Annotated in this window: 16 protein-coding genes and 1 tRNA gene; 10 read left to right on the top strand and 7 right to left on the bottom strand. The window is 39.0% G+C overall.

Features of this window, described 5'->3' with window-relative positions; all coding sequences use genetic code 11:
• Window position 1: 1 nt before the first annotated feature.
• Together BLQ87_RS03760 and BLQ87_RS03755 are read right to left on the bottom strand one after the other, a co-directional pair.
• The gene (locus tag BLQ87_RS03760; RefSeq protein WP_143010327.1) at window positions 2-346 is read right to left on the bottom strand and encodes a hypothetical protein; all 345 of its coding nucleotides are present in this window, start codon (window positions 344-346) and stop codon (window positions 2-4) included.
• 118 nt (window positions 347-464) lie between these two features.
• Complete coding sequence (locus BLQ87_RS03755) at window positions 465-2,276, bottom strand: alpha-L-fucosidase (protein ID WP_074604768.1); 1,812 nt, start codon at window positions 2,274-2,276, stop codon at window positions 465-467.
• A 172-nt stretch (window positions 2,277-2,448) separates the two neighbouring features.
• Between BLQ87_RS03755 and BLQ87_RS03750 the strand changes: the two genes are divergently transcribed.
• Window positions 2,449-2,802: a hypothetical protein gene (locus tag BLQ87_RS03750; RefSeq protein ID WP_074604767.1), complete on the top strand. Its 354-nt coding sequence runs from the start codon at window positions 2,449-2,451 to the stop codon at window positions 2,800-2,802.
• Between the two features lie 30 nt (window positions 2,803-2,832).
• Here BLQ87_RS03750 and BLQ87_RS03745 read toward each other — a convergent pair whose 3' ends face one another.
• Window positions 2,833-3,246 (bottom strand): VOC family protein, encoded by a 414-nt coding sequence (locus BLQ87_RS03745; RefSeq protein ID WP_074604766.1) that lies wholly within the window; start codon window positions 3,244-3,246, stop codon window positions 2,833-2,835.
• A 392-nt stretch (window positions 3,247-3,638) separates the two neighbouring features.
• On the opposite strand from BLQ87_RS03745, the gene BLQ87_RS03740 reads away from it, so the two are divergent.
• The 6 genes from BLQ87_RS03740 (at window position 3,639) to BLQ87_RS03715 (ending at window position 8,291) form a co-directional block, all read left to right on the top strand.
• Window positions 3,639-3,711 (top strand) — tRNA-Lys (locus tag BLQ87_RS03740).
• Between the two features lie 176 nt (window positions 3,712-3,887).
• Window positions 3,888-4,082, top strand: coding sequence for a nucleotidyl transferase AbiEii/AbiGii toxin family protein (locus tag BLQ87_RS03735; RefSeq protein ID WP_074604765.1), 195 nt, complete (start codon window positions 3,888-3,890; stop codon window positions 4,080-4,082).
• Between the two features lie 159 nt (window positions 4,083-4,241).
• Window positions 4,242-4,688 carry a MauE/DoxX family redox-associated membrane protein gene (locus tag BLQ87_RS34230; protein WP_074604764.1) on the top strand — a complete coding sequence of 149 codons (447 nt, stop codon included), beginning with the start codon at window positions 4,242-4,244 and terminating at the stop codon, window positions 4,686-4,688.
• Entirely contained in the window at window positions 4,678-5,718 is a 1,041-nt protein-coding gene (locus tag BLQ87_RS03725) for a hypothetical protein (RefSeq protein ID WP_074604763.1), read from the top strand. Before BLQ87_RS34230 ends, BLQ87_RS03725 begins: the two co-directional genes overlap by 11 nt.
• Before the next feature lie 37 nt (window positions 5,719-5,755).
• Complete coding sequence (locus BLQ87_RS03720) at window positions 5,756-5,956, top strand: hypothetical protein (protein WP_074604762.1); 201 nt, start codon at window positions 5,756-5,758, stop codon at window positions 5,954-5,956.
• Between the two features lie 52 nt (window positions 5,957-6,008).
• Entirely contained in the window at window positions 6,009-8,291 is a 2,283-nt protein-coding gene (locus BLQ87_RS03715; RefSeq protein WP_083361667.1) for a TonB-dependent receptor, read from the top strand.
• 148 nt (window positions 8,292-8,439) lie between these two features.
• On the opposite strand, the gene BLQ87_RS03710 is transcribed toward BLQ87_RS03715, so the two are convergent.
• The 4 genes from BLQ87_RS03710 to BLQ87_RS03695 form a co-directional block, all read right to left on the bottom strand.
• Complete coding sequence (locus BLQ87_RS03710) at window positions 8,440-10,152, bottom strand: RagB/SusD family nutrient uptake outer membrane protein (protein ID WP_074604760.1); 1,713 nt, start codon at window positions 10,150-10,152, stop codon at window positions 8,440-8,442.
• A gap of 13 nt (window positions 10,153-10,165) precedes the next feature.
• Window positions 10,166-13,522 (bottom strand): SusC/RagA family TonB-linked outer membrane protein, encoded by a 3,357-nt coding sequence (locus BLQ87_RS03705; RefSeq protein ID WP_216857761.1) that lies wholly within the window; start codon window positions 13,520-13,522, stop codon window positions 10,166-10,168.
• A 115-nt stretch (window positions 13,523-13,637) separates the two neighbouring features.
• Window positions 13,638-14,831, bottom strand: a complete 1,194-nt coding sequence (locus tag BLQ87_RS03700; RefSeq protein WP_143010326.1) for a FecR family protein — start codon at window positions 14,829-14,831, stop codon at window positions 13,638-13,640.
• A gap of 92 nt (window positions 14,832-14,923) precedes the next feature.
• A complete protein-coding gene (locus BLQ87_RS03695) occupies window positions 14,924-15,523 on the bottom strand; it encodes an RNA polymerase sigma factor (protein ID WP_074604758.1) in 600 nt (199 codons plus the stop codon).
• A 196-nt stretch (window positions 15,524-15,719) separates the two neighbouring features.
• Here BLQ87_RS03695 and BLQ87_RS03690 point away from each other — a divergent pair, with 196 nt between their 5' ends.
• The 3 genes from BLQ87_RS03690 (at window position 15,720) to BLQ87_RS03680 (ending at window position 20,638) form a co-directional block, all read left to right on the top strand.
• Entirely contained in the window at window positions 15,720-16,658 is a 939-nt protein-coding gene (locus BLQ87_RS03690; RefSeq protein ID WP_172664805.1) for an AraC family transcriptional regulator, read from the top strand.
• A 487-nt stretch (window positions 16,659-17,145) separates the two neighbouring features.
• On the top strand, window positions 17,146-18,003 hold the full coding sequence (locus BLQ87_RS03685; protein WP_074604756.1) for a 3-keto-disaccharide hydrolase: 858 nt from the start codon (window positions 17,146-17,148) through the stop codon (window positions 18,001-18,003).
• Window positions 18,004-18,031: 28 nt separating this feature from the next.
• Complete coding sequence (locus BLQ87_RS03680) at window positions 18,032-20,638, top strand: DUF7133 domain-containing protein (RefSeq protein WP_074604755.1); 2,607 nt, start codon at window positions 18,032-18,034, stop codon at window positions 20,636-20,638.
• Window positions 20,639-20,648 lie beyond the last annotated feature (10 nt).

Raw genomic sequence — 20,648 nt, 5'->3', positions numbered from 1 at the left:
CCTATTTTATCTTTAGCTCCTCGTTTGTAAGTGCAAAATAAAGGTTCTGAAGCTGATGCACATATTGCAGTTTATAATCCAGCATGGCGATTTCCCCATCCATAGGCTGAAGATTGTCGCCCAGCACGAACTGATGACCATTCTTCTTTTCCAATACATAAGTGATCTCTATCCCCTCTTCATATTCAAATTCGAAACGCTCAAAACCAAACTTAACCACCCATTCTTCTGTCAATAAGATCGGGTCCATCAATCCTGCAGAATCAATATCAGATCCATAAGGGATTTGCTCAGGATGACCATGATCCATTGTATAATTCCCGATTCTTAGTTCAGTCGCTTCCATAATCTGTTCTTTGCCGGCAAAAGTACAATAAATAGTCAACTGTTTTCAGGACGTGACATCTTTATAAAAAAGCCCGGCTGAACTAAATCAACCGGGCTTTCAATGATATCTTTGCAGACTAAATCGGCTTCAATGTAATGCTGCTGATCTCCGGCATAGCTTTGCCAGTGATCCCTGTCGCCTTTAATTCCAGTCTTAGTGATGCTGCTCCTATCGCCTGTTGCGAAACCTCAATCACTCCAGCCTCAACATCTTTAAAACCTGCAGTATTTCCAGCTGGAATGGTATAATTAAGCAAATTACTTTCAAGCTTAAACTGAAGACTTCCAGCCGCATCCCCTGCCGCGAAATAATTGATCATCACCTTATACTTTCCTGGTTTCTGAATTTTCAGATCCCAATACGCATGATCATTTTTATTGGTCCAGAAAGCGATCGTATTCGGTCTGTTTGGATCATGGGTTGATGCTCCTTTTAACTTAATTCCTCCAGTGCCGGTTAGTTTTGCATTGTTCGCATTCAGCACAATACTTCCATCTTTCAGTGAGCTCAGTTGTTGAGCCAGCACGACCGGCTTTCCTTTGATCTCTGTAACAATCACCATTGGTTTAGGCCCGGAAAAATCAGCAGGAAGCTGAATCGTCTTGCCATTGGCACTTGTCTTAACCAGCAATGCTTTTCCTTTAGCCCCTAAGATGTACGCTTTGTTAATCGCGCTGGACAAAGGAAGGTCCAACACTCCATTTGCAGGAGGATTAAAGACTTCGAGGTACAACTTTCCCGGTTTCTGCGTAGCATATCCCCAATCCAGTGATGAAAAAGGGCTAGCCGTAGTGCCGTATACCGCTTCATTATTTACTTTCATCCATGCCCCAATTTCCTTCAGGATCTTTACGCCTTGTTCAGGAATCTGTCCTTCCCCATCCGGACCGATATTTAATAAGAAGTTTCCTCCCTTACTTACCGTCTCCAGGAACAGGTTCATCATCTTATCATAAGATTTCCAGTTCTGATCATGAGCACTATAGCCATAACTTTCATTCATCGTATGACTCACTTCCCAATCCATTCCAGGTAAACCTGCTGGCGGAACATATTTTTCAGGTGTCCCGATATCACCGTTTTTATTTTCCAGGCCATCCCAGAAACGGTTATTCACGATGATACCCGGCTGCCATTTAATCAGGTCTGTAAGAATGCGTTTGGTTCCCCAGGTTTCCCCCTGAGTATCTCTCCCGCTATAGTCCAGCCATAGCACATCCATTTTGCCATAATTCTGTGCCAGCTCTTTCACCTGATCGTACAGGTAATTTTTGTAAACCTCATGGTTCGGTTTCGTTCCCGGCACACGCGGATTATTTCTAAAAGTATGGTAAGAATCAGGATGCTGCCAGTCCAGCAAAGAATAATAGGCACCGGTTTTCAGTCCTGCCTTTTTAAAAGCAGCAACCGTTTCCCCATATAAATCCCTTCCTTTCGGAGAGATGTTTGTCCCCCCTGTGACCGGATTGTTCAAGGAATAAGGAGCTTTACTGTTGAAAATGCTGAAACCTTCATGATGTCTGGAGGTGATCACCATATATTTCATTCCTGCTTCTTTGGCCAGTGCTGCCCATACTTCCGGCTTAAACTTTGCCGCTGTAAACTTTGGCTTTAGGGTTTCGCTATATTCCTTACTCGGAACATTGGCCCAGGTTTCGATCCATTCTGCATAATGCTGAGGGTAGACCTTGCCATTCCAGGAGCCACCGGCAGCGCTATACAATCCCCAATGAATAAAGAGGCCAAACCGGGCTTCCCTAAACCATTTCATTCGCTGGTCTTTGGATGCTTCCCAACCGGGAACTCCTTCATACGGTTTAGATTCCTGAGCGAAGATGGACGTTGCTGTACTGAGCATCAGGATAAAAGATAAAGTGATTTTTTTCATTCTATATTAAGGTTTCATTTGTGGTCATATCACCTGCTAGAAAAATAAAGCTAAATGCTTTGTCTGAGATAATCTGCGAGATGCTAAAATTGTTGAATGTTATGTTGGTAGCGTACAATCAATTTTACAGATCTCCCCTTTTAAATGCTATCTTGCGACTTTTTCAGTAATAATGGACGATAAAATACACCCGAATTTTAAGCTTTCAGCCTATTTAATTTTTGCAGCCATCACTGTTGATGTGATTAGCGGATTCATTCAATGGGGGAAAAACCCAAATTTTGACATGACCGTCACCGCTGAAATGGCCTTAATGTTTATGACCTTCGGATATTTTGCTTTTATTGGAAAAGACTGGATCAAATGGGTCATTTTACTGGCAACGATACTGACCATATTCCCTTTGATTGCGACGTTGAATCAGGAAGCCAATGGGATCAGTTTGTTTTACATTTCTCAATTCTTCTCAAGTCTGTTAAAGTTTAGTGCGTTTATCGTACTGTCGTTGGTGAAGAAAAAACCCTGAATTTCTCCAGGGTCTTTCTATTCTATCTGATCACTGAAGATTTACCATCCAGTCGATTCCAAATTTATCCGTAAACATCCCAAAGCTTTTCGACCAGAATGTTTTGCTCAAAGGCATGGTAATGTTACCTCCTTCAGAGAGCCCGTCGAATATACGTTTGGCTTCTTCTTCCGTTTCAGGCTGAATGGCGATTGAAAAATTGCGCCCTTTTACTGGTGTAGGCATATTTCCCGGTGTATCGCTTCCCATCAAAACCGTATGTTTCCCGATGGGTAAAGCAACGTGCATCAGCTTCTGACTTTCACCTTCTGCAGGTTGATATTCAGCAGGCATTTCCCCGAATCTCATTAGGGTAAGGAACTCTCCTCCAAATACCGATTTATAAAAATTGAATACTTCTTCGCAATTGTCTGCAAAGTTTAGATAAGGATTTAATTCGGCCATGTTTTTCAGTTTTTAGATTAAATTAAACTTGGTTATTTATCAACTAAATTTAGCGGGAATAATATCAACTTTAGCGGTGCGTTTACGACAATTCATCAGGTAAATTGCGACTTGCCTGTTCCTGAAGCAATCGTGCTGCTACGAATTATTTTTCCAACCAATTCAACCCGGAGCATTCAATATATACTTTCGACCGGAAGGCCTCTGGCGATGTAGAAAAAAGATTAAGTTATTTCTCAACGGAATTCGGCGACTCAAAACATTAAAAACAAAGAAGATAAGGTTAGACACCGCTAAACAAGCGGTATTTTATTTAAAATATTTTCATTTTTATTAGGGAGACTAAACAAAAAATGATACCTTCGCGGCCTCTTCAGTTATAAAAAGAAGATGATTCCGTAGCTCAGCTGGTAGAGCATTACACTTTTAATGTAGTGGTCCTGGGTTCGAATCCCAGCGGGATCACAAACAACAGTATCAAAAGAAACTAAAAAACCTGCAAATCAAACGATTGCAGGTTTTTTGTTTTTTTACGGGACATATCAAAACATGCATTAAATCGCCTATAAAATGTACGTCATTAGGCGCATTGTTCTTTACCCTCCCCAGAATTATTTTCAGCTGAGCGAAGAAAAGCTCAAATGTTACACAAAGAAACAGTTAAACCAGGGATATTGGATCTGATCCAAAAACTGATGAAAGATCAACAACTCAAGTCCTTTTATTTTGTCGGTGGTACCGCGCTTTCGCGCAGGGCTGGACATAGGCAATCCATAGATATTGATCTATTCAATTCCTCTGATTTTGATGGAAATCAATTAGCCTTGCATCTGTAACATACTTACAACACCGATGTAAAACATCACAAAAGCAACCTTCGTTTGAAAATAAAAAATAAATTAAATATTTATTTTTTATTTGCTTATTTATATATAATAAATTATATTGCTTAAGAATTCAAGGGGATAGTTTGCTGTTTTATTTAATATCATCATATGTTAACGAAAAGAGATCCTATAAGTAGAAATTATCATGTTATTATAGCTTATTCATTGTATTATTTTATAATGAGTTTCATTACTTACACTTCAGTAAACAAAGCTTTAAATTTACAGTCGTTTAGAATCAATATATTAAAAACAGGTCTGTTTTCTGAAACATCTATATATTATATTTCGATTACAGTAATTGTATTAGAGATTGGTCTTGTCCTGATATTATTCCTTAATAAGAAATTAGGTTTCAGCTTGTTTCTCGTTATGATGTTGTTCTTTACCGGATATATTACTTATTTAAGGCTTAATGGACTCTATGAGGTTTGTGGCTGTGGAGGAATTTTAAATGGATTAAGTTACAGCTATCACTTATTAATTAATCTTTGTCTAATATCGGCGGGGTTGTATTGTTTCAATATTATAAGCAGATCAAAAGATGAAATTTAAGTATACCTGGATAACCTTAATTGTTTTGATTTCATTAGGATTTATTATTGTTGCTAATCTTGGAGCCCGAAATCATCTGCCCAAGTATGTATTTAGCAGAGATTTTAAAGAATCTAAACCATCATTTAAGCTGATTAAGGGAAATGTAAAAGTTAATAATGGAAAGTATACTAATGTAGTTCCGTCTGATAGTTGTATTATTTCTATGGATATCAATTATGAAGTTAATAAACCTTCTTTTATGTTGTACTTAAGTGATTTAAATCTAAATCTGAAGGAGACTTTAGCTTTGAACATACCCCAATATTCAAATATATTATTTGTCACAAATGAAGTGATTTTATATACAAATTCAAATAAATTCTTTGTTTATGATATTATAAAGAAAACGAGTTCAGTTCTTGAATCCGAAGGACTTAGAGTTTCATCATTAATACGTTTGTCCGATTCCAATTTCTTAATGTTCGGCGAAAGAAAGAACAATCATCGTTTTGAAGCAGGCTTCTTTAATTTAAATTTAAAAAGGAATTTAGAGATACTTCCGGTTAAAATATTAGAAGTTAATCAACTTACCAGAGCATCTGTGAACGGGCTGAGATATAGTGGTGCATTTACAAAAAGTGTTGACAAAGACCATATTCTTTACTATTGCAAAAAGTATTCTGGAATATTTTTATTTGATAAGAACGGGAAATTCTTTAAAGATTTTCACACAAAAGATCACGCTCCATTACCAGAAATAATAACCAGTAAAAACGGCACCAGTTATTATAAGAGAGGTAAAACTTTTACAGGAACCAATGCCGTGATAATGGAAGATAATTATATTAAGGTATTCTCCACCAGATCAGCCGAGAAGGATGACATCGTAATAGATAGTTATTCTACGAAAAATTATTCTTACCTATTCAGTCAGAAGTTGCATTTTGATGGTAAGAATTGTACAGATATTACCTCTGTAACAGCATTTAAGGATAAGATAATCATATCCTTTGATACTTCCCTTGCATCATTTAATATGTCGCGATAAATAGATGATTTCAATTAACCTTTAAAATTTAAACAAAATGAAAAAGTATTTAAAAATCACATTTGTTATGGCAGGACTTGCTGTCGCAGTAATCTGTAATGTTAAACCGGTAAATGCTCAGTCGACAAACCAGGCTAGTTTTGGTGGCAGCTGTATTGGTGACCGTAATTATGATTGTGGAGAAACTTCAACCGGTACAAAATTATACGGTACCTGGACTGAACAACAAACCTCTTAGTAATCACTTTTGTAGCTTTCCTTCTTTGGAAAGCTACTCTTAATAATTATCTATGAGAATACTTTACCTGCTTTTTCTTTTAGTAGTACCTCCTATTTTAAATACATCACACGCCTTCGCCCAATCTGTTGCTAAGTTGTCAGGAAAGATTACGATTGAGAATTTAACGATTCCAAATGTAATTGTCCAGCTGAAAATAGGCTCAGATAAGTATCACACATTAACTAATAATAATGGGGGCTTTATTTTTGAAAATTCTAGACTCTCTGATGTTGACACAGCTTTTGTTACAGTCCGGTATTTAGGATATAAAACAATTACCCGTGAGATTCTCAGATCTGAATTTGCAGTTCCCATTGATATTAAATTGACAGAGACAGATCAGGCTCAGTTGAAGGAAGTCGTTATAACAGGATCTAACCGGCAGAACAACGCTTATAAATCAACCTATAAAATTGACCATCGGAATTTTATCAAAAATGCTAAAGCCAATTCTGTTTTAGAGACTTTACCTAATTTATCCGTTCAGAATGATGAGATATTTGTTGAGGGCAATAGTAAAGCTTTGATTCTTATTAATGGAGTACAGGCTTCACCTATTGAGTTACGTACAATCGATGCGGAGGATGTTGACAGGGTTGAAATTATTTCGAACCCTACAACAGCTATGAGTACAGAGCATATAGGCTCTTTAATTAATGTTATACTTAAGAAGAAGAAAGGTTCCTTTGTAAAAGGAGTTATAGATGGTTCCATTGGAATACGGAATAATTACTATTCGACATTTCCTTCGTTATCTTATAAGAGCGGTGCATTCCTGGTGAAATCTTACTTCTCTAAAATTTATAATGAACAACTTATAGAAACTGAGCTGGAAAGAGCGCAGTCTAATGTTTTTTATAATGAAATCAGCGAAAGGAGGCCCAAAGGTGGACAATATTCATTTAATACCAGAATAAACTATGATCTGTCAAAGAAAACTGCACTAAATATGGTTTATGATATGGGAGGATATAGTTTCAATTCTTTGACTAGCGGCAGCTATATTACTCAGGCATCAAATGAGTTTATGACCTTTTTTAACCGGGCGAAAGAAAAACAAAACAGGATAACCCTAGGGCCAATTTTAACATATAATGTTAATTCGAACAATACCTTAACTTTTAAGGGGAAATTCTTCAAATATGATAATATTGATAATTATAATTTTATAAATGAACTAAATAATCTTGGGAAGAATGAAATTAAGTCTTCTACCAGAGAGGTATCCGGTGAATTTAATTTAGATAATAAAGAAGTGAAACTAGGCGATCTTAAAGTTGATTTTTATTCAGGCCTAAAGTATATCAATAGAAACTTCGATTTTAATACAGGAAATATAAAACAGTCCATATATAGTCTTTTCTCTGAGATGAATACAGACTTTAGCAGCAAGATTTCTTTTAATTTAGGACTTGATATTGAGAATACAGACAACAAAGGAGTGAATATAGATCAGAATTATTACAATCTTCTGCCTACGGTAAATTTGGTCTATCATTTTGCTAATAAACAGGATTTGAAATTTGGCTATTCAAGAAGAATGATCCGGCCAGGCGCTTACAATTTAAATGATGATTTGGTATATATTAATCCAGGACTCGCAAGAAAGGGAAATAACCAACTAAAAGCACAAATCCGAGATTATTATTCCATCACCTTTAATAAGGCATCTAAAATAAGTAATTTAAGTCTAAAGCTGTATAATGAACAAATTAAGAATGGCATCATTGAAACCTATACACAACAAGGTGATATTTTAGTCAATTCAATGGAAAATGTATCAAGATCTGACTCTTATGGATTGAATGTTGGATTTAGAACAAAACTCTTTAGGATTATCATGGCCAATTTTAATTCGGGCGTAGATTACAACACATTTGAAACTGATGCTTCAAATGTATTAGTAAATAGTAATAGTGGCTTTACGTTTAGAAATTCATTTAACTTAAGAACTAATATGCTGAAAAATAAGCTGACTGTTATTTTTTCAGGGTACAATACAACACCAGCTTATACCTTAATAAATAAGACAATTTCTTATCCTTCATTAAATTTAGAGATTGAGCGCAATTTTTTCAAAGACAAACTAAATGCACGGATAGGATATAGAGATATGTTTGCGCTGAACACAGTTAGGAAAATTTCCAGCAATTATGACAACTTCAGACAATTAATAAACAATCATAATAAAACCACCAACATTGTCTTTTCATTGGCTTATAACTTCGGAAAGGTATTCAATGACCGCATGAATAGCAGGGAAATTGAGAATAGTGACATCATTATTAAATGAGGTCTTCTCATGAAAGTATTTATTTTTCCACCCCAACAAGACAGTCATATGGATGGCCTGAATCAAGAGACCTACCAAATATTCAAATATGGAGCAATCAGAAAACAAACGACGGGCAATTATGCTGATTGCCCGTCGTTTGTTGTGACTAATTAGTTGGATTTTGTGTTAATTTTCCTGGATAGGAATTAATAGCACTTTGAGGAATGTAGTAAACAACTCTGAAATCGGTCGCCAATATACTTGTTGTTTGATTCTGAGGACCGGGATATTGACGGTCAAGAGACTTTCCGTTACGGAATACATCAAAACTGCGCTCTGCCTGATAGGCCAGTTCCAATTGCCTTTCTTTATCAATCAAATCTCCTGCATTTGCAGCAGTTAAAGTAGTATATCCACCGCCAACAATAGACCGTGTTCTGATCCTGTTTAAATCGTCTAGTGCCGAGGTATAATTTTGCAATTTAGCATAGGCTTCTGCCCTGTTCAGATACACTTCACCCAGCCTGCTGATCACCGGAGAATGCAATTGAGAGTCTTCTCCTTCACGGGAACATTTTACAATATAAAACTGAGGATAAACACGATTTAAGGTAATTAAATAGTCGATTACCCCGGTGTAAGTTTTACCATTTTTGTAATTTATGCTATAAATTTCCTGTGCGGCATCAACCGGCGTTAGCGTGTACACGTCTTTGCGTTCTTTACAGGTAATTGTACCTCCGCTTCTTGTTACAGTATCCTGAGCATAGTTCAATGTATTTCCGTTATCATCTTTAATAAATCTGAAGACTTCGGTATAGGCTCCTCCAGCACTTTTTGTGTAGGTAGGTTCGATAAACGCAGCCCTGGCATCTACTATTTTGTATTTATCTGGTCTCCAGTCATTTCTACCGGTTTCATTTAACAGGCCAATGTATTTTGCACTCGCATACATTTCTCCCCAGCCCATTCCACCAATATTTGAATACATTCCGCCAACACCATAATAATGATCGAAACCTGAAAATTCTGAAGCTACACGTTTAATGGCGAAAATTGTTTCTTTGTTATTTTCAGGGGTAAAGGTATTGTATTTCATGAACTCAGCTCTCGACAACAAGCTATATTTGGATGTAGCACCAATTACTTTATCCGCATAGTCTACAGATAGCTGTGCATAAGTCCGGTTGGGATTTTCATAAGTTCCGCTCATATAAAGATAAACTCTGGAAAGGATAGCCTGAGCAGCTTCTTTAGAAGCATAAATAGGGCCTCTGTTTACTGAAATCAACGTTTCAGCCTTTTTTAAGTCCGAAATCACCTGCTCATAGGTTTCTTTAACAGTTGCTCTGTCCGGTAATGTTAAATCAATTACATTAGGCGGAGTGCCGTTAACAATTGGTACTCCTAAATTGGTTTCAGGGCTTTGATAGTAAGGGCGTCCGTAGGCACGAACCAGATAGAAATACATCAACCCGCGCACAAAGTAACATTCACCCAACTTACTATCCATGGCTGCACTTTTACCTTGCGGAATCATATTAATGATATTAGAAGCCTGTGCCACTGCTTTATAACCGCTATCCCAAAAAGTGGTTAACCTGCTATTATTTGGCGTTCTGGCAAAGGAGACAAATTCGTAGAATGCATCTGTGGATGAGCCTCTGATCATCATGTTGTCGCCCGCGTACTCACCTAAACGGTGCATAGGATCAGACCAGGCTTTAAGCTGGCCATACACTCCGTTCAGTAAGCCATCTATAGCTTCTTCCGGGCTTTTATCTATTTTTTCAGATTCCATTGATCCGAAAGGCGTTCTATCAACCTTACAGGATGACAGGGCTATTGTCGCAAAAATTATAGCTAATATTTTTTTCATTTTTTTATACTCTTTAGAATGAAACGTTAAGTCCTAACATGAATTTCCTTGCCATAGGGTAAACAGCAGGGCCTGTAGTAAACAGAATCGCATTGTTATCTTCTTTAACAGGTATTTCCGGATCAACCCCCGAATATTTTGTGATCACAAATAAATTCTCTCCAGACACATACACTCTTAAATTCCTGACTTTATATTTTTTCAAATCGAAATTATATCCCAGGGCCAATGAACGCATTCTAAAAAAATCATTGCTTTCAAGATAACGTGAAGAGGTAGAATTTCCCTTATCCTGGTTATTGTATCGGGCTATAGGATGGGTTGCATTGTCTCCAGGTTTCTGCCATCTGCTCCAGCCATCCACTAATCTCATTTGGTTCCTGTCTGTATAGGTTCCATCCGAATCGTATTCCTGGCGGGAATAATTATAGACCTTACCTCCAACTGAGTATCCAAATACCGCATTAAAATCAAATTTTTTCCATGTTAAGGCAGTAGTAATGCCCCCAAATAGGTCAGGCGAAGCTTTGTCCAGCTTTTCCTCAGTAGCTTGTGCGTAGGTAGATGTTTTTGTCCTTTCTATTTCCTTACCGTTTGCGTCTCTTGTAACTTTATACCACATTGGCAAACCATTATCGGGATTAACACCTGCCCATTCCCTTAAATAGTAAGTATCCACAGGTAAGCCAATTTGTAAAACTCTGCTGGCAGAACCCGCTAATCCCAGGTCATCACCTATGATGACTGGTTTGGCCGAATAGCTGCCATCCGGGTTCCTGGTTTTGTAGAGGTCTGTAAGCTTATTGATATTGTGCCCAACATTTACATCCAGGCTCCACAACAAGTCATTGGTACGGATAATATCACCACCTAACGCTATTTCGATCCCTTTATTTTTCATTTTGCCCACGTTTTGCCAGATCCGGGTTACGCCCGTTAAGCCTGAAATAGGCACATTGTACAAAACGTTATCCGTATTTTTAACATAATAGTCTACTGTTAACCGGGCCCTGTTGTTAAAGGCATTCACATCTAAACCTAAACCGCTGGTATAGGTTTCTTCCCAAGTCAGGTTTTTGTTGCCAATCTGGCTGATCAAAAGGCCTGGAATTCCATTATAACCGGCGGATGGATTTACCGAATATAAATTGTATTGAGGGTACAGGGCGGAAGGACGGTTACCTACTGTACCATAGGCTGCCCGAAGTTTAAGCGTATTGATGTGGCCAACATTAAACCAATCTTCGCGATGGATATTCCAACCACCGCTAATGGAGAAGAAATCACCGTATTTTTTACCAAAATTTGAAGCACCATCCCTGCGAAGAGATACCTGCGCCAGGTATTTGCCATCATACGAATAATTGGAATTAAAAAGATAGGATTGCACTGCCCATTCGTCTATTCCCCCTTTGGTCCTTTCAGGTTTTGAGACCACATCCAGCACCTCGAAGCCTGGTACCAGGCCTGTTCCGTAGACATCTAATGTTTTACTTCTGTAATCATTAAACTCGTAACCTGCCAGGGCACTTACACTATGTTTCCCCCATGAATCGTTATAACGTAAGATTTGGTTGGTATAACGACGGGTATATTCAGATCTGTAATCTGTGATGCGACCGTTTACGCTTATTCCACCGTTTGAACGGGGGTCAGTATAACCACTGGCGGAGTACGTGTTGAACCGATAGTTGTTAACTGAAGAGAAAGTGAATTTTTTTGATAATTTGATGTCAAAATCAAAATTACCCATAAACTCATAATTGGTATTGGCAGCATGGTCCCATTGCAAATCGTATAAATAGTTCGTATTTACACTATTTACCCAGGTACTGGAACGGTGGCCGACTAAATTCCCATTGGCATCATAAGCGCTGTCCCAGGGAAGATTGGAATACATTGAAGTTACAGAGTATTGTTGATCGTTCACTGCGCGACGGGAACCCACTATGGAAGGCTTAACGGTTAACCATTCAAAAGGCTTGTAAGTGGTGTTTAACCTAAAGTTGTACCGTTCGTAATCGTATCCTTTGACAGGCCCTGATTCATCATAAAGGCCAACCGACAGGTAGGATTGCAGTTTTTCAGTTCCTCCACGTAAGGAGATGTTGTGATTTTGGTTAAAGCCATTTCTGGTCGCTACTTTCCACCAGTCGAAATTACTGTTGCGCAAATCTGCATTCCAGCGCGGAAAGCTAATGGTATTTGCGTTGGCGAAAGAAGAGAAGTAATCATACAATTCGGCTCCGTTCATCACTTTTAAGTTCCCATTGGTAAGCTGGGTAAAACCTGCTCTTGAAGCGACCTCTACAGTCATTTCTCCTGATTTGGCTCTTTTAGTGGTTACAATGATCACACCATTGGCACCCTGGGAACCGTAAATTGCAGTTGACGCGGCATCTTTTAATACCGTAATGGACTCGATATCCTCTGAATTTACTTCGCCCGGGCTGGAGCCCACGATTACCCCATCGATGACCCAAAGTGGACTGGTGGTACCATTCAGCGTAGCCTGACCACGGATGATCACCGCACCTGCAGTTCCTGGTTTTCCCGAACCAGGCGCAACGAACACACCTGGTGCTTTACCGGCAAGCATATTTTGTACGTTTGGCGAGGTAATGTTTTTTAGCTTGTCTCCGCCAATGGTATTCAAAGCTCCGGTAAGACTTTCCTTTTTCTGGACGCTGTAACCCACAACGACCAGCTCGCCCAATAGTTCAGGTGCTTCGCTTAGGATGATGTTTCCTAACGAAGGGCCGGTAACCGTAACTTGCTGAGGAGTAAAACCGATAGAACTGACTGTTAATATTTCGCCAACATTTGCTTCTATACTGAAAGTCCCCATGTTGCTGGTAGAGGTAACCCTGCTGGTCCCTTTTACAGTTACCGTAGCGCCCGGAATAGGACTACCACTTGCGTCTTTAACAGTGCCTGAAACCGTCTGTCTGATCATGGTTTCATCTGCCACCCAATTTTTTAGGGGTGTACTCAGAATTTTATTTACGGCAATGGTTTTGCCCTGAATATTATAGGTTAACGACAGGTCTTTTAATACCTGTTGCAATATGGTACTGATAGAACTTTCGTTGATATTAACATCAATGTTTTTTAGTCCTTTGAGGTCTTCGGTCTTGTAGAAAAAAGTATAGTCAGACTGTTTTTCAATTGCCGTTAAAACCTCGGTAAGTTGTACAGATTTCAAATTTAATCTGATGGTTTGAGAAAAAGTTTTGGCGTTTGTAATCGTTGAGATACAAATGGTTAGTATGGTCACAGCAGTCATCATCGCAAAAAAATGGCTAAAAGTATTTTTCCCTTTTAGATGCGGTGGCTGATGGTTTCTTTTTTGGTTAGTTTTTTGTTTCATGTGAAATAAAAATTTCAGGATTAAACGATTTGTTCGTAGTTGGTTTGTTGGCGCAGTTTACTGCATGAATTGGCTGGTCAGTTGTTTCGCATAGCGTTTGGTTTAGGTTTATATATTATTGAATTATCAATTTGTTGTCTTCTGTCAACTGGTATCTGACACGGGTTGCACCCAGTATTTTTAAGGCTTGTCGTAACGTTAAATCCTTTTGTATTTTTCCGGTAAAAGTGCCGGGAGGCTTGGTTCCTTCGTATATGACCTGAATGTTGTACCATCTGGCCAGTTCCAGCATTACATCGCCTATACTTGCCTGGTTAAAATGGAACAAATTGTTTTTCCAGGCTAAAATATCATCCGAGTTTACATTGTTGATGAGTAGTACCTGCTCAGAATCCGGCTGGCTAACAGCTTGCTGGTTGGGTTGCAATAAAAACTTCCGTTTCCCGGTACTTAATTTTATGCTGCCCTCCAGCAGGGTAGTTTTGTAGCTGCCATTATCAGCGTAAGTGTTGATATTGAAATGTGTTCCTAAAACTTCGATAGTGGTCTTTGAATTTTCGATGTTGACGAGGAATGGTTGCTGTGCATTTTTTGCGACTTCGAAATAAACTTCTCCGGATATGGTCACTGCTCTGTTCTTTCCGTTAAAGGCTATCGGATACTCAATGCTACTGGCGGCATTTAACCAAACTTTAGTGCCATCTGACAGGCTGAGCTGGTATTTCCGTCCTAAAGGCGTCCGGATACTATTGAGGCTGTTCTCCGCAGATTTTTTACCATCTAAATAAACCACCTGCCCATTACTGACTTTAATTTTTGAACCGTCATGACTGAGGATCTCCTTACTGCTGCCCGTACTGTCCAGTAAAACTTCCCTTCCGTCTGACAGTATCAATACCGCCCCGGTTTGCCCGGGCTGGACATCTTTCTGCTTTACATCGGCTATATTTGTCTGGTTGATGCCCTCCTTAAAATTTTGATAAAACAAATAAGAGCCGATCACTAGCATAACTGCAGCTGCGACACTGTATTTCAACCATCTTGTTCCTGGATGTTTAGCAATTGTGGTGACCTGAGGGTGCTTATCCAGAGATAAGATCTGGTTAACTTTGGCTTTGATTTCAGTTTCATCAATACTGATATCCTCATTTTCAGGTGCTGTAAAAGTATTTATGGTTTCGGTGAGCAGGGCAATCACTTCTTCATTCCCGGTTTTGTCAATAAGCTGAGACAGTTCCACAGTTTCTTCAACAGACAACGTATGGTTATAATATCCCTGTAATAAATCGAGGATTCTTTGTTTGTACACTTGGTTAGTTTTTAGTTTCGTAGGGTTTTCATCGCAATTATTAGGTATGAATACACTTTTTCGAACTACTACTATCCGGGGTAAGTTTTTTTTTACAAAAGTTCTAAAATGAGCAGAATGCTGAGATGGATGCCATAGCCAGATTTAGAAAGATCCTGGCGTATAGATTTTAGGGCTACCGTAAGGGTATTGTAAACGGTATTGATGGAGATATTTAGTTTTATTGCAATTTCCAGTGGGCTCAGCCCCTCCTCTCTGCTTAAAAGGTATATAGTTCTGCGTTGATGAGGCAGCCCCCGAACAGCCTGGTTAACTATTGCTTTTATTTCGGCAATTTCCAGGTGCTTTGGTGTCAATGTTTGCGCGTCAGTTTCCAGGGATGACTTTAATCTGTCGGCCTTTGTTTTGATATGAAGTTCTTTTCTGATCTGGGTTAATGCTTCCGTACTCACCACCTTATAAATCCAGGCTTGAAAATTCTCTATTTCCATTAACCTATCTCTATTGAGCCATACCCTTAAGAAGGCTTCCTGTAAAATATCTAAAGTTGACTCTTCCTGACCTTGGACGGTTTTTAGTAGAAATTTGTGTAGTTTTTGATAATAAAGTGTATATAAAACTTCAAATGCTTTTTCATTTCCATCGGCAACTGCACGAATAAGGTCTGACTCGATAATTTTTACTTTAGTCATTAAAGTGTTACACTTTTTATAGTGGACGAATATAGTTAAATTTCATGTCTGTACACATTGATGGCTTTTCCCTATGCTGATTATATTACCTTTGAATGGTATCCAATTGTAAGTACTTTGTAATTCAGTTCTTCTATTTGTGATGTCTATTGTATTATCTGATCATATCATCAACGCAATTTTTATATCGAAAATCGTGAAGAAAACACAGAACTATTATGTAAAAAATATCAATAAAGTATTGGACTATATTGATGTTCATATTGAGCATTCTTTTTCCCTGGAAGAGTTGGCGGCAATAACATCGTTTTCCAAGTTTCATTTTCACAGGATATTTCAGTCACTCATCGGAGAATCTGTTTTTCAGTACATAATGAGAATTCGTCTGGAAAAATGCGCCTCTAATATGATTTTGGAGCCAGATAGAAAATTATCCAACATAGCGCTTCAATATGGTTTCTCCGATCTTTCCATTTTTTCCAGACATTTTAAGAAACATTTTAACAGGTCTCCCTCATTATTTCGGGATCAATCCGAAAAAAATAGCAATAACAGTCAAACGGATAGCAATATTCAACGTATCAATGGTAAAGCCGACCTCTATTTTTGTTCAGATTTAAAAACAATTAAATGGACAAATTATATGGAAATTATTAAAAATGTTGAAGTACAGCATCTTTCTGAAATGACAGTTGCCTATGTCAGAAATTTTGGACCATATGTTGGAAAAAGCTTTTCTTATGAAAAAAGCCGGAACGACCTATTTGCCTGGTCTGCAGCAAAAGGTGTGATGCAAGATCCTAATTTCAAATATCTCATTCTTTATCACGACAATCCCAATGTGGCACTTAACGACAATCTTAGAATGAGCTTGTGTGTTACTATATCTGATGATACTGAAACAGATGGGGCAATTGGCAAAATGAAAATCAATGCAGGTATGTACCTGGTATGTGATTGTGAGCTGTCAGCTCCAGACTTCGGTAAGGTTTGGGAATGGATTTACGGAGAATGGTTCCCTAACAATCATTATATACCTGACGACAGTCCTTATTTTGAGCTTTATAAAGAACAACCTGAGACAGAGATTCTAAAAGTTTCTTTCTGCATTCCGGTAAAAATTAAGACCCTCTAAAATTCTATCCGATTTTAAATTATAGAAACAAACGCTAAATGATCAGGTGCTTAACCCGTTAAACAACTTGAGTCACAATGACCTCCAGATTACTTTTGTTAACCTTAAATCAGTTGATTATGAAAACGAGTTTCAGTCTGCTTTCTACCTGAAAAAGTCAAAGGAATAAAGTAAAGGTACTGTTCCTGTTTATTTAAGAATTACGGTTAAGGCACCTGGGCAAAGTAAGAAAAGTGCACGCCACCAATGTGCTATCAAACACCTTAAAAACTTAGGAAAGATGATCTGTATTTGTGTAAATAACACATGGGTCTGCAGCGCGGCCGTCTTTGGTTACGAATTGAAATCCAAAGATATGCATCGCAATTACCTGACAGCAGATGAACGACAAAGAATTGCACACTTCTAATCAAAAAACCTCAAAAACTCTTTGGCATAGCACAAATTATTTCTAATTTTATATTAAGACACAAACAAACCACAACAAATGAAACAAAATTTTAGTATGATTCTACTCAGGACCGTAATAATCCTGGGCTTACCCTTTATTTTTTTAGGAAGTTCAACAGAAAAAACCTCACCTATTCCAAAATGGAAACAACTTTTCGACGGAAAAAGTCTTAAAGGCTGGAATATTAAGATCAGAAAACACGATCTTAATGACAATTTCGGTAATACCTTTCAAGTTCAGGATGGAAATATCCAGGTAAGGTACGGACAATACACTGATTTTGACGGGCAATTTGGACACCTGTTTTATAAAAGCCCTTACTCCTATTACCTCATCGGTGTAGAATACCGCTTTGTTGGAGATCAGGTAAAAGGCGGACCTGGCTGGGCATTCCGTAACAGCGGCATTATGATTCACGGACAGGATCCGGTAACAATGCAAAAGGATCAGGAATTCCCGAACTCTATTGAAGTTCAACTATTAGGCGGATCTGATAATGGCGATCGGTCTACAGCAAATTTATGTACTCCAGGCACTCAGTTTGTAAAAGACGGCAAAGTGATTAAAGCGCATTGCATCGAATCGAACTCCAAAACATTTCGGGGAGATCAGTGGGTACGTGTAGAAGTATTGGCATTGGGAGATTCCCTGATCGCACATTATGTAAACGGAGAGGAAGTACTACGTTATAACAGACCGCAACTTGACGCCGTTGGAGGTGCAGCAGAAGGCACACTGCTTAAAGGCGGTAGCATTTCTCTTCAAAGTGAAAGCCATCCTATAGATTTCAGAAAAGTTGAAATCATAAATTTAGAAAAATATGCAAAAGATCCTGCCAAGCTACAAGAAGTTGTACAAAAACTAATGGCAGAAAAAAGAACCGCAAAACAATAACACAAACCAAACTTCATCGTACACACAAATGATTAAATTTACATTAGGTATCATCTATTCCACATTTTTTTTTCTGGGATTACATAACTTTTTCGACAAACCTGCAGGCCCGGCCGTTGCTCCACCTGAATTAACCATTACCCCATTTTCCGGACCAGAGGTTACCCCTAGCCCAGCTTGTCTGGCTGTAGCCCCTACAGGTGAAGTATTTGTAGGTATAGACATGATCGGATCGCTGGGTAAAGATCCGGGCAAAGGAAGAATCCTTAAACTCATTGACCAGAACAATGATGGAAAAATGGATCAGCATGTTGAATTTGCAACAGTCGACAATCCACGCGGCATCATTGCCAAGGGAGACCAGGTCTTTGTATTACACACTACTTTCTCCAAAGAAACAGGCAAAGCTACAGGAATGGCACTGGTTGTTTTTGAAGACAAGGATGGAGATGGAAAAGCAGATGGCCCATCAAAACCCTTAATTGAAAACCTGAGTAATACAAAATATATTCAGGAACGCGGTACCGACCATGCCACCAATGGCATCAGAATGGGTATTGATGGCTGGATTTACATTGCTGTAGGTGATTTTGGCTTCCACAATGCCACCGACCGCTCAGGCAAAAAGCTAACCATGCTTGGTGGCGGCATTGTGCGTGTACGTCCAGATGGCACAGAGATGGAAGTCTATACCCATGGTACCCGTAACGTATATGACGTTGCCATTGACCCTTACATGAATGTCTTCACCAGAGAAAACACCAATGATGGCGGAGGTTGGAACGTTCGTTTCTCACACCATATTCAATCCGGAGAATATGGTTACCCTCTATTATTTCAACATTTTACAGATGAAATGTTGCCAGCCCTTGCAGATTTAGGTGGTGGTTCGGGTACCGGGGCTTTATTTATGGATGAACCCAACTGGCCGGAAAAATATAACAATGTTCCAATGATGGCCGACTGGGGCCGTAGCATGCTCTATATTCACCGGGTTACAACCGATGGACCAACTTTTACCCAAAAGGAAGAAGACTTCATTAAACTCCCACAGATTACAGATTTGGACGTTGACGGATCTGGCAGACTTTACCTTTCGGCATGGGATGGTGCTGGTTATTCGGGTAGTCCAACTAAAGGATACATCGTCCGTGCAGTGCCAAAGAACTGGACTTATAAGGAATTTCCAAATTTGACAAAAGCTTCGGTTAAACAGTTGGCCGAATTGTTGAAATCAGCAAGTGCAGTTGCGCGTTTAAGTGCTTCTCAGGAGCTCATCTCCCGCCCAGCCAAACAAACAGCAAAAGCCTCCTTAAAAGTAGCTTCAGACCAAGAACTACCTTTATACGCTCGTGTAGCCGCGATCTTTACCTACGCACAGGCTATGGGAGAAAATTCAATCCCTGCTTTGGTACAGCTCAGCCAGGATGAATCTATCAGGGAATTTGCATTACGCGCGCTTACAGACCGTAAAAACTATCTGGAAAAAGTCCCTGTTGAACCCTTCTTATCAGGGCTAAAAGATCCTTCTGTACGCGTTCAGGCCATAGCTGCAATTGGTTTAGGCCGACTGGAACGTAAAGACGCAGCTGCAGCATTATTGCAAACCAAAACCCCTGCTTCGTTTGTAGCGCCTGAGAAAGACATTGAAGGCCCTCATGCTACACCAAATTCTGCCATTGTCCTGCCTCATTTAGCAGTTCAGGCACTAGTTAGGATGAACGCAGAGGAGGCTTGCATAGCTGCAATTAGCACTGAGAATTCCAGTCTTGCACTTTGGGCATTGCGTTATATGCACAGCAAAAAAACTGTTGATGGACTAATTTCTGCTTACAATCAATCCAAAAATGAGAACGTAAGAAAACAAATCCTGATCACTTTATCTCGTCTTTATAGAAAGGAATCTGCTTATGACGCTTCCTGGTGGTGGGGAACCAGACCAGATTCTCATGGTCCATATTATAAAACGGAGCTTTGGGAATCCTCTCCTGCTATCGAAAGCTTTTTAATAGAAGAATCGAAAAAAGCAGGTATCAATGGAAAACCATTCTTTGCTGATCTGAATGAGCGCCACCGCATGGACATTGCAGCCTTTGCTGTAGCCGAAAAACTTGCTGCTGCCGAAGAGCCTAAAGTTGACCTGGAGAAAATTAAAAACAAAAAGGGTCAGGTTGGAAAATCATCTATTGAAGATGTGCTGCTGGCCATCGCTAAACTGGAAGGTGATCCGGTTAAAGGTAAAGCTTTATTTACCAGTCAGGGTTGCATTGCCTGTCATAGCATTAATAAGGGCGAGAAAATGAAAGGGCCTTTTATGGGACAGGTCGGTTCAATTATGAATCGTGAACAGATTGCCGAATCTATCCTTAAACCCAACGCCTCTATTTCCCAAGGATTTGCTACCGTAATGATCTCTGCTAAAGGAGACAAAACGTATATGGGCTTTATTACCGAAGAGACAGCCACAAAAGTGGTCATGCGTAACATTGCAGGAGAAGTGTTTAACATCAAAGCAGCGGATATTCTTTCCCGCAAAGAAATGGACACTTCGATGATGCCTGCAGGCCTTGCCAATTCTTTGTCTTATGAGGAACTTGCATCACTGGTTACATTTCTATCTCAGCAAAAAAAATAACGCCGTTATT

Origin of the sequence: Pedobacter steynii (assembly GCF_900103665.1) — a bacterium.
Classification (GTDB): Bacteria; Bacteroidota; Bacteroidia; order Sphingobacteriales; family Sphingobacteriaceae; genus Pedobacter; species Pedobacter steynii.
This window is presented reverse-complemented; position numbering and strand designations above follow the sequence as displayed.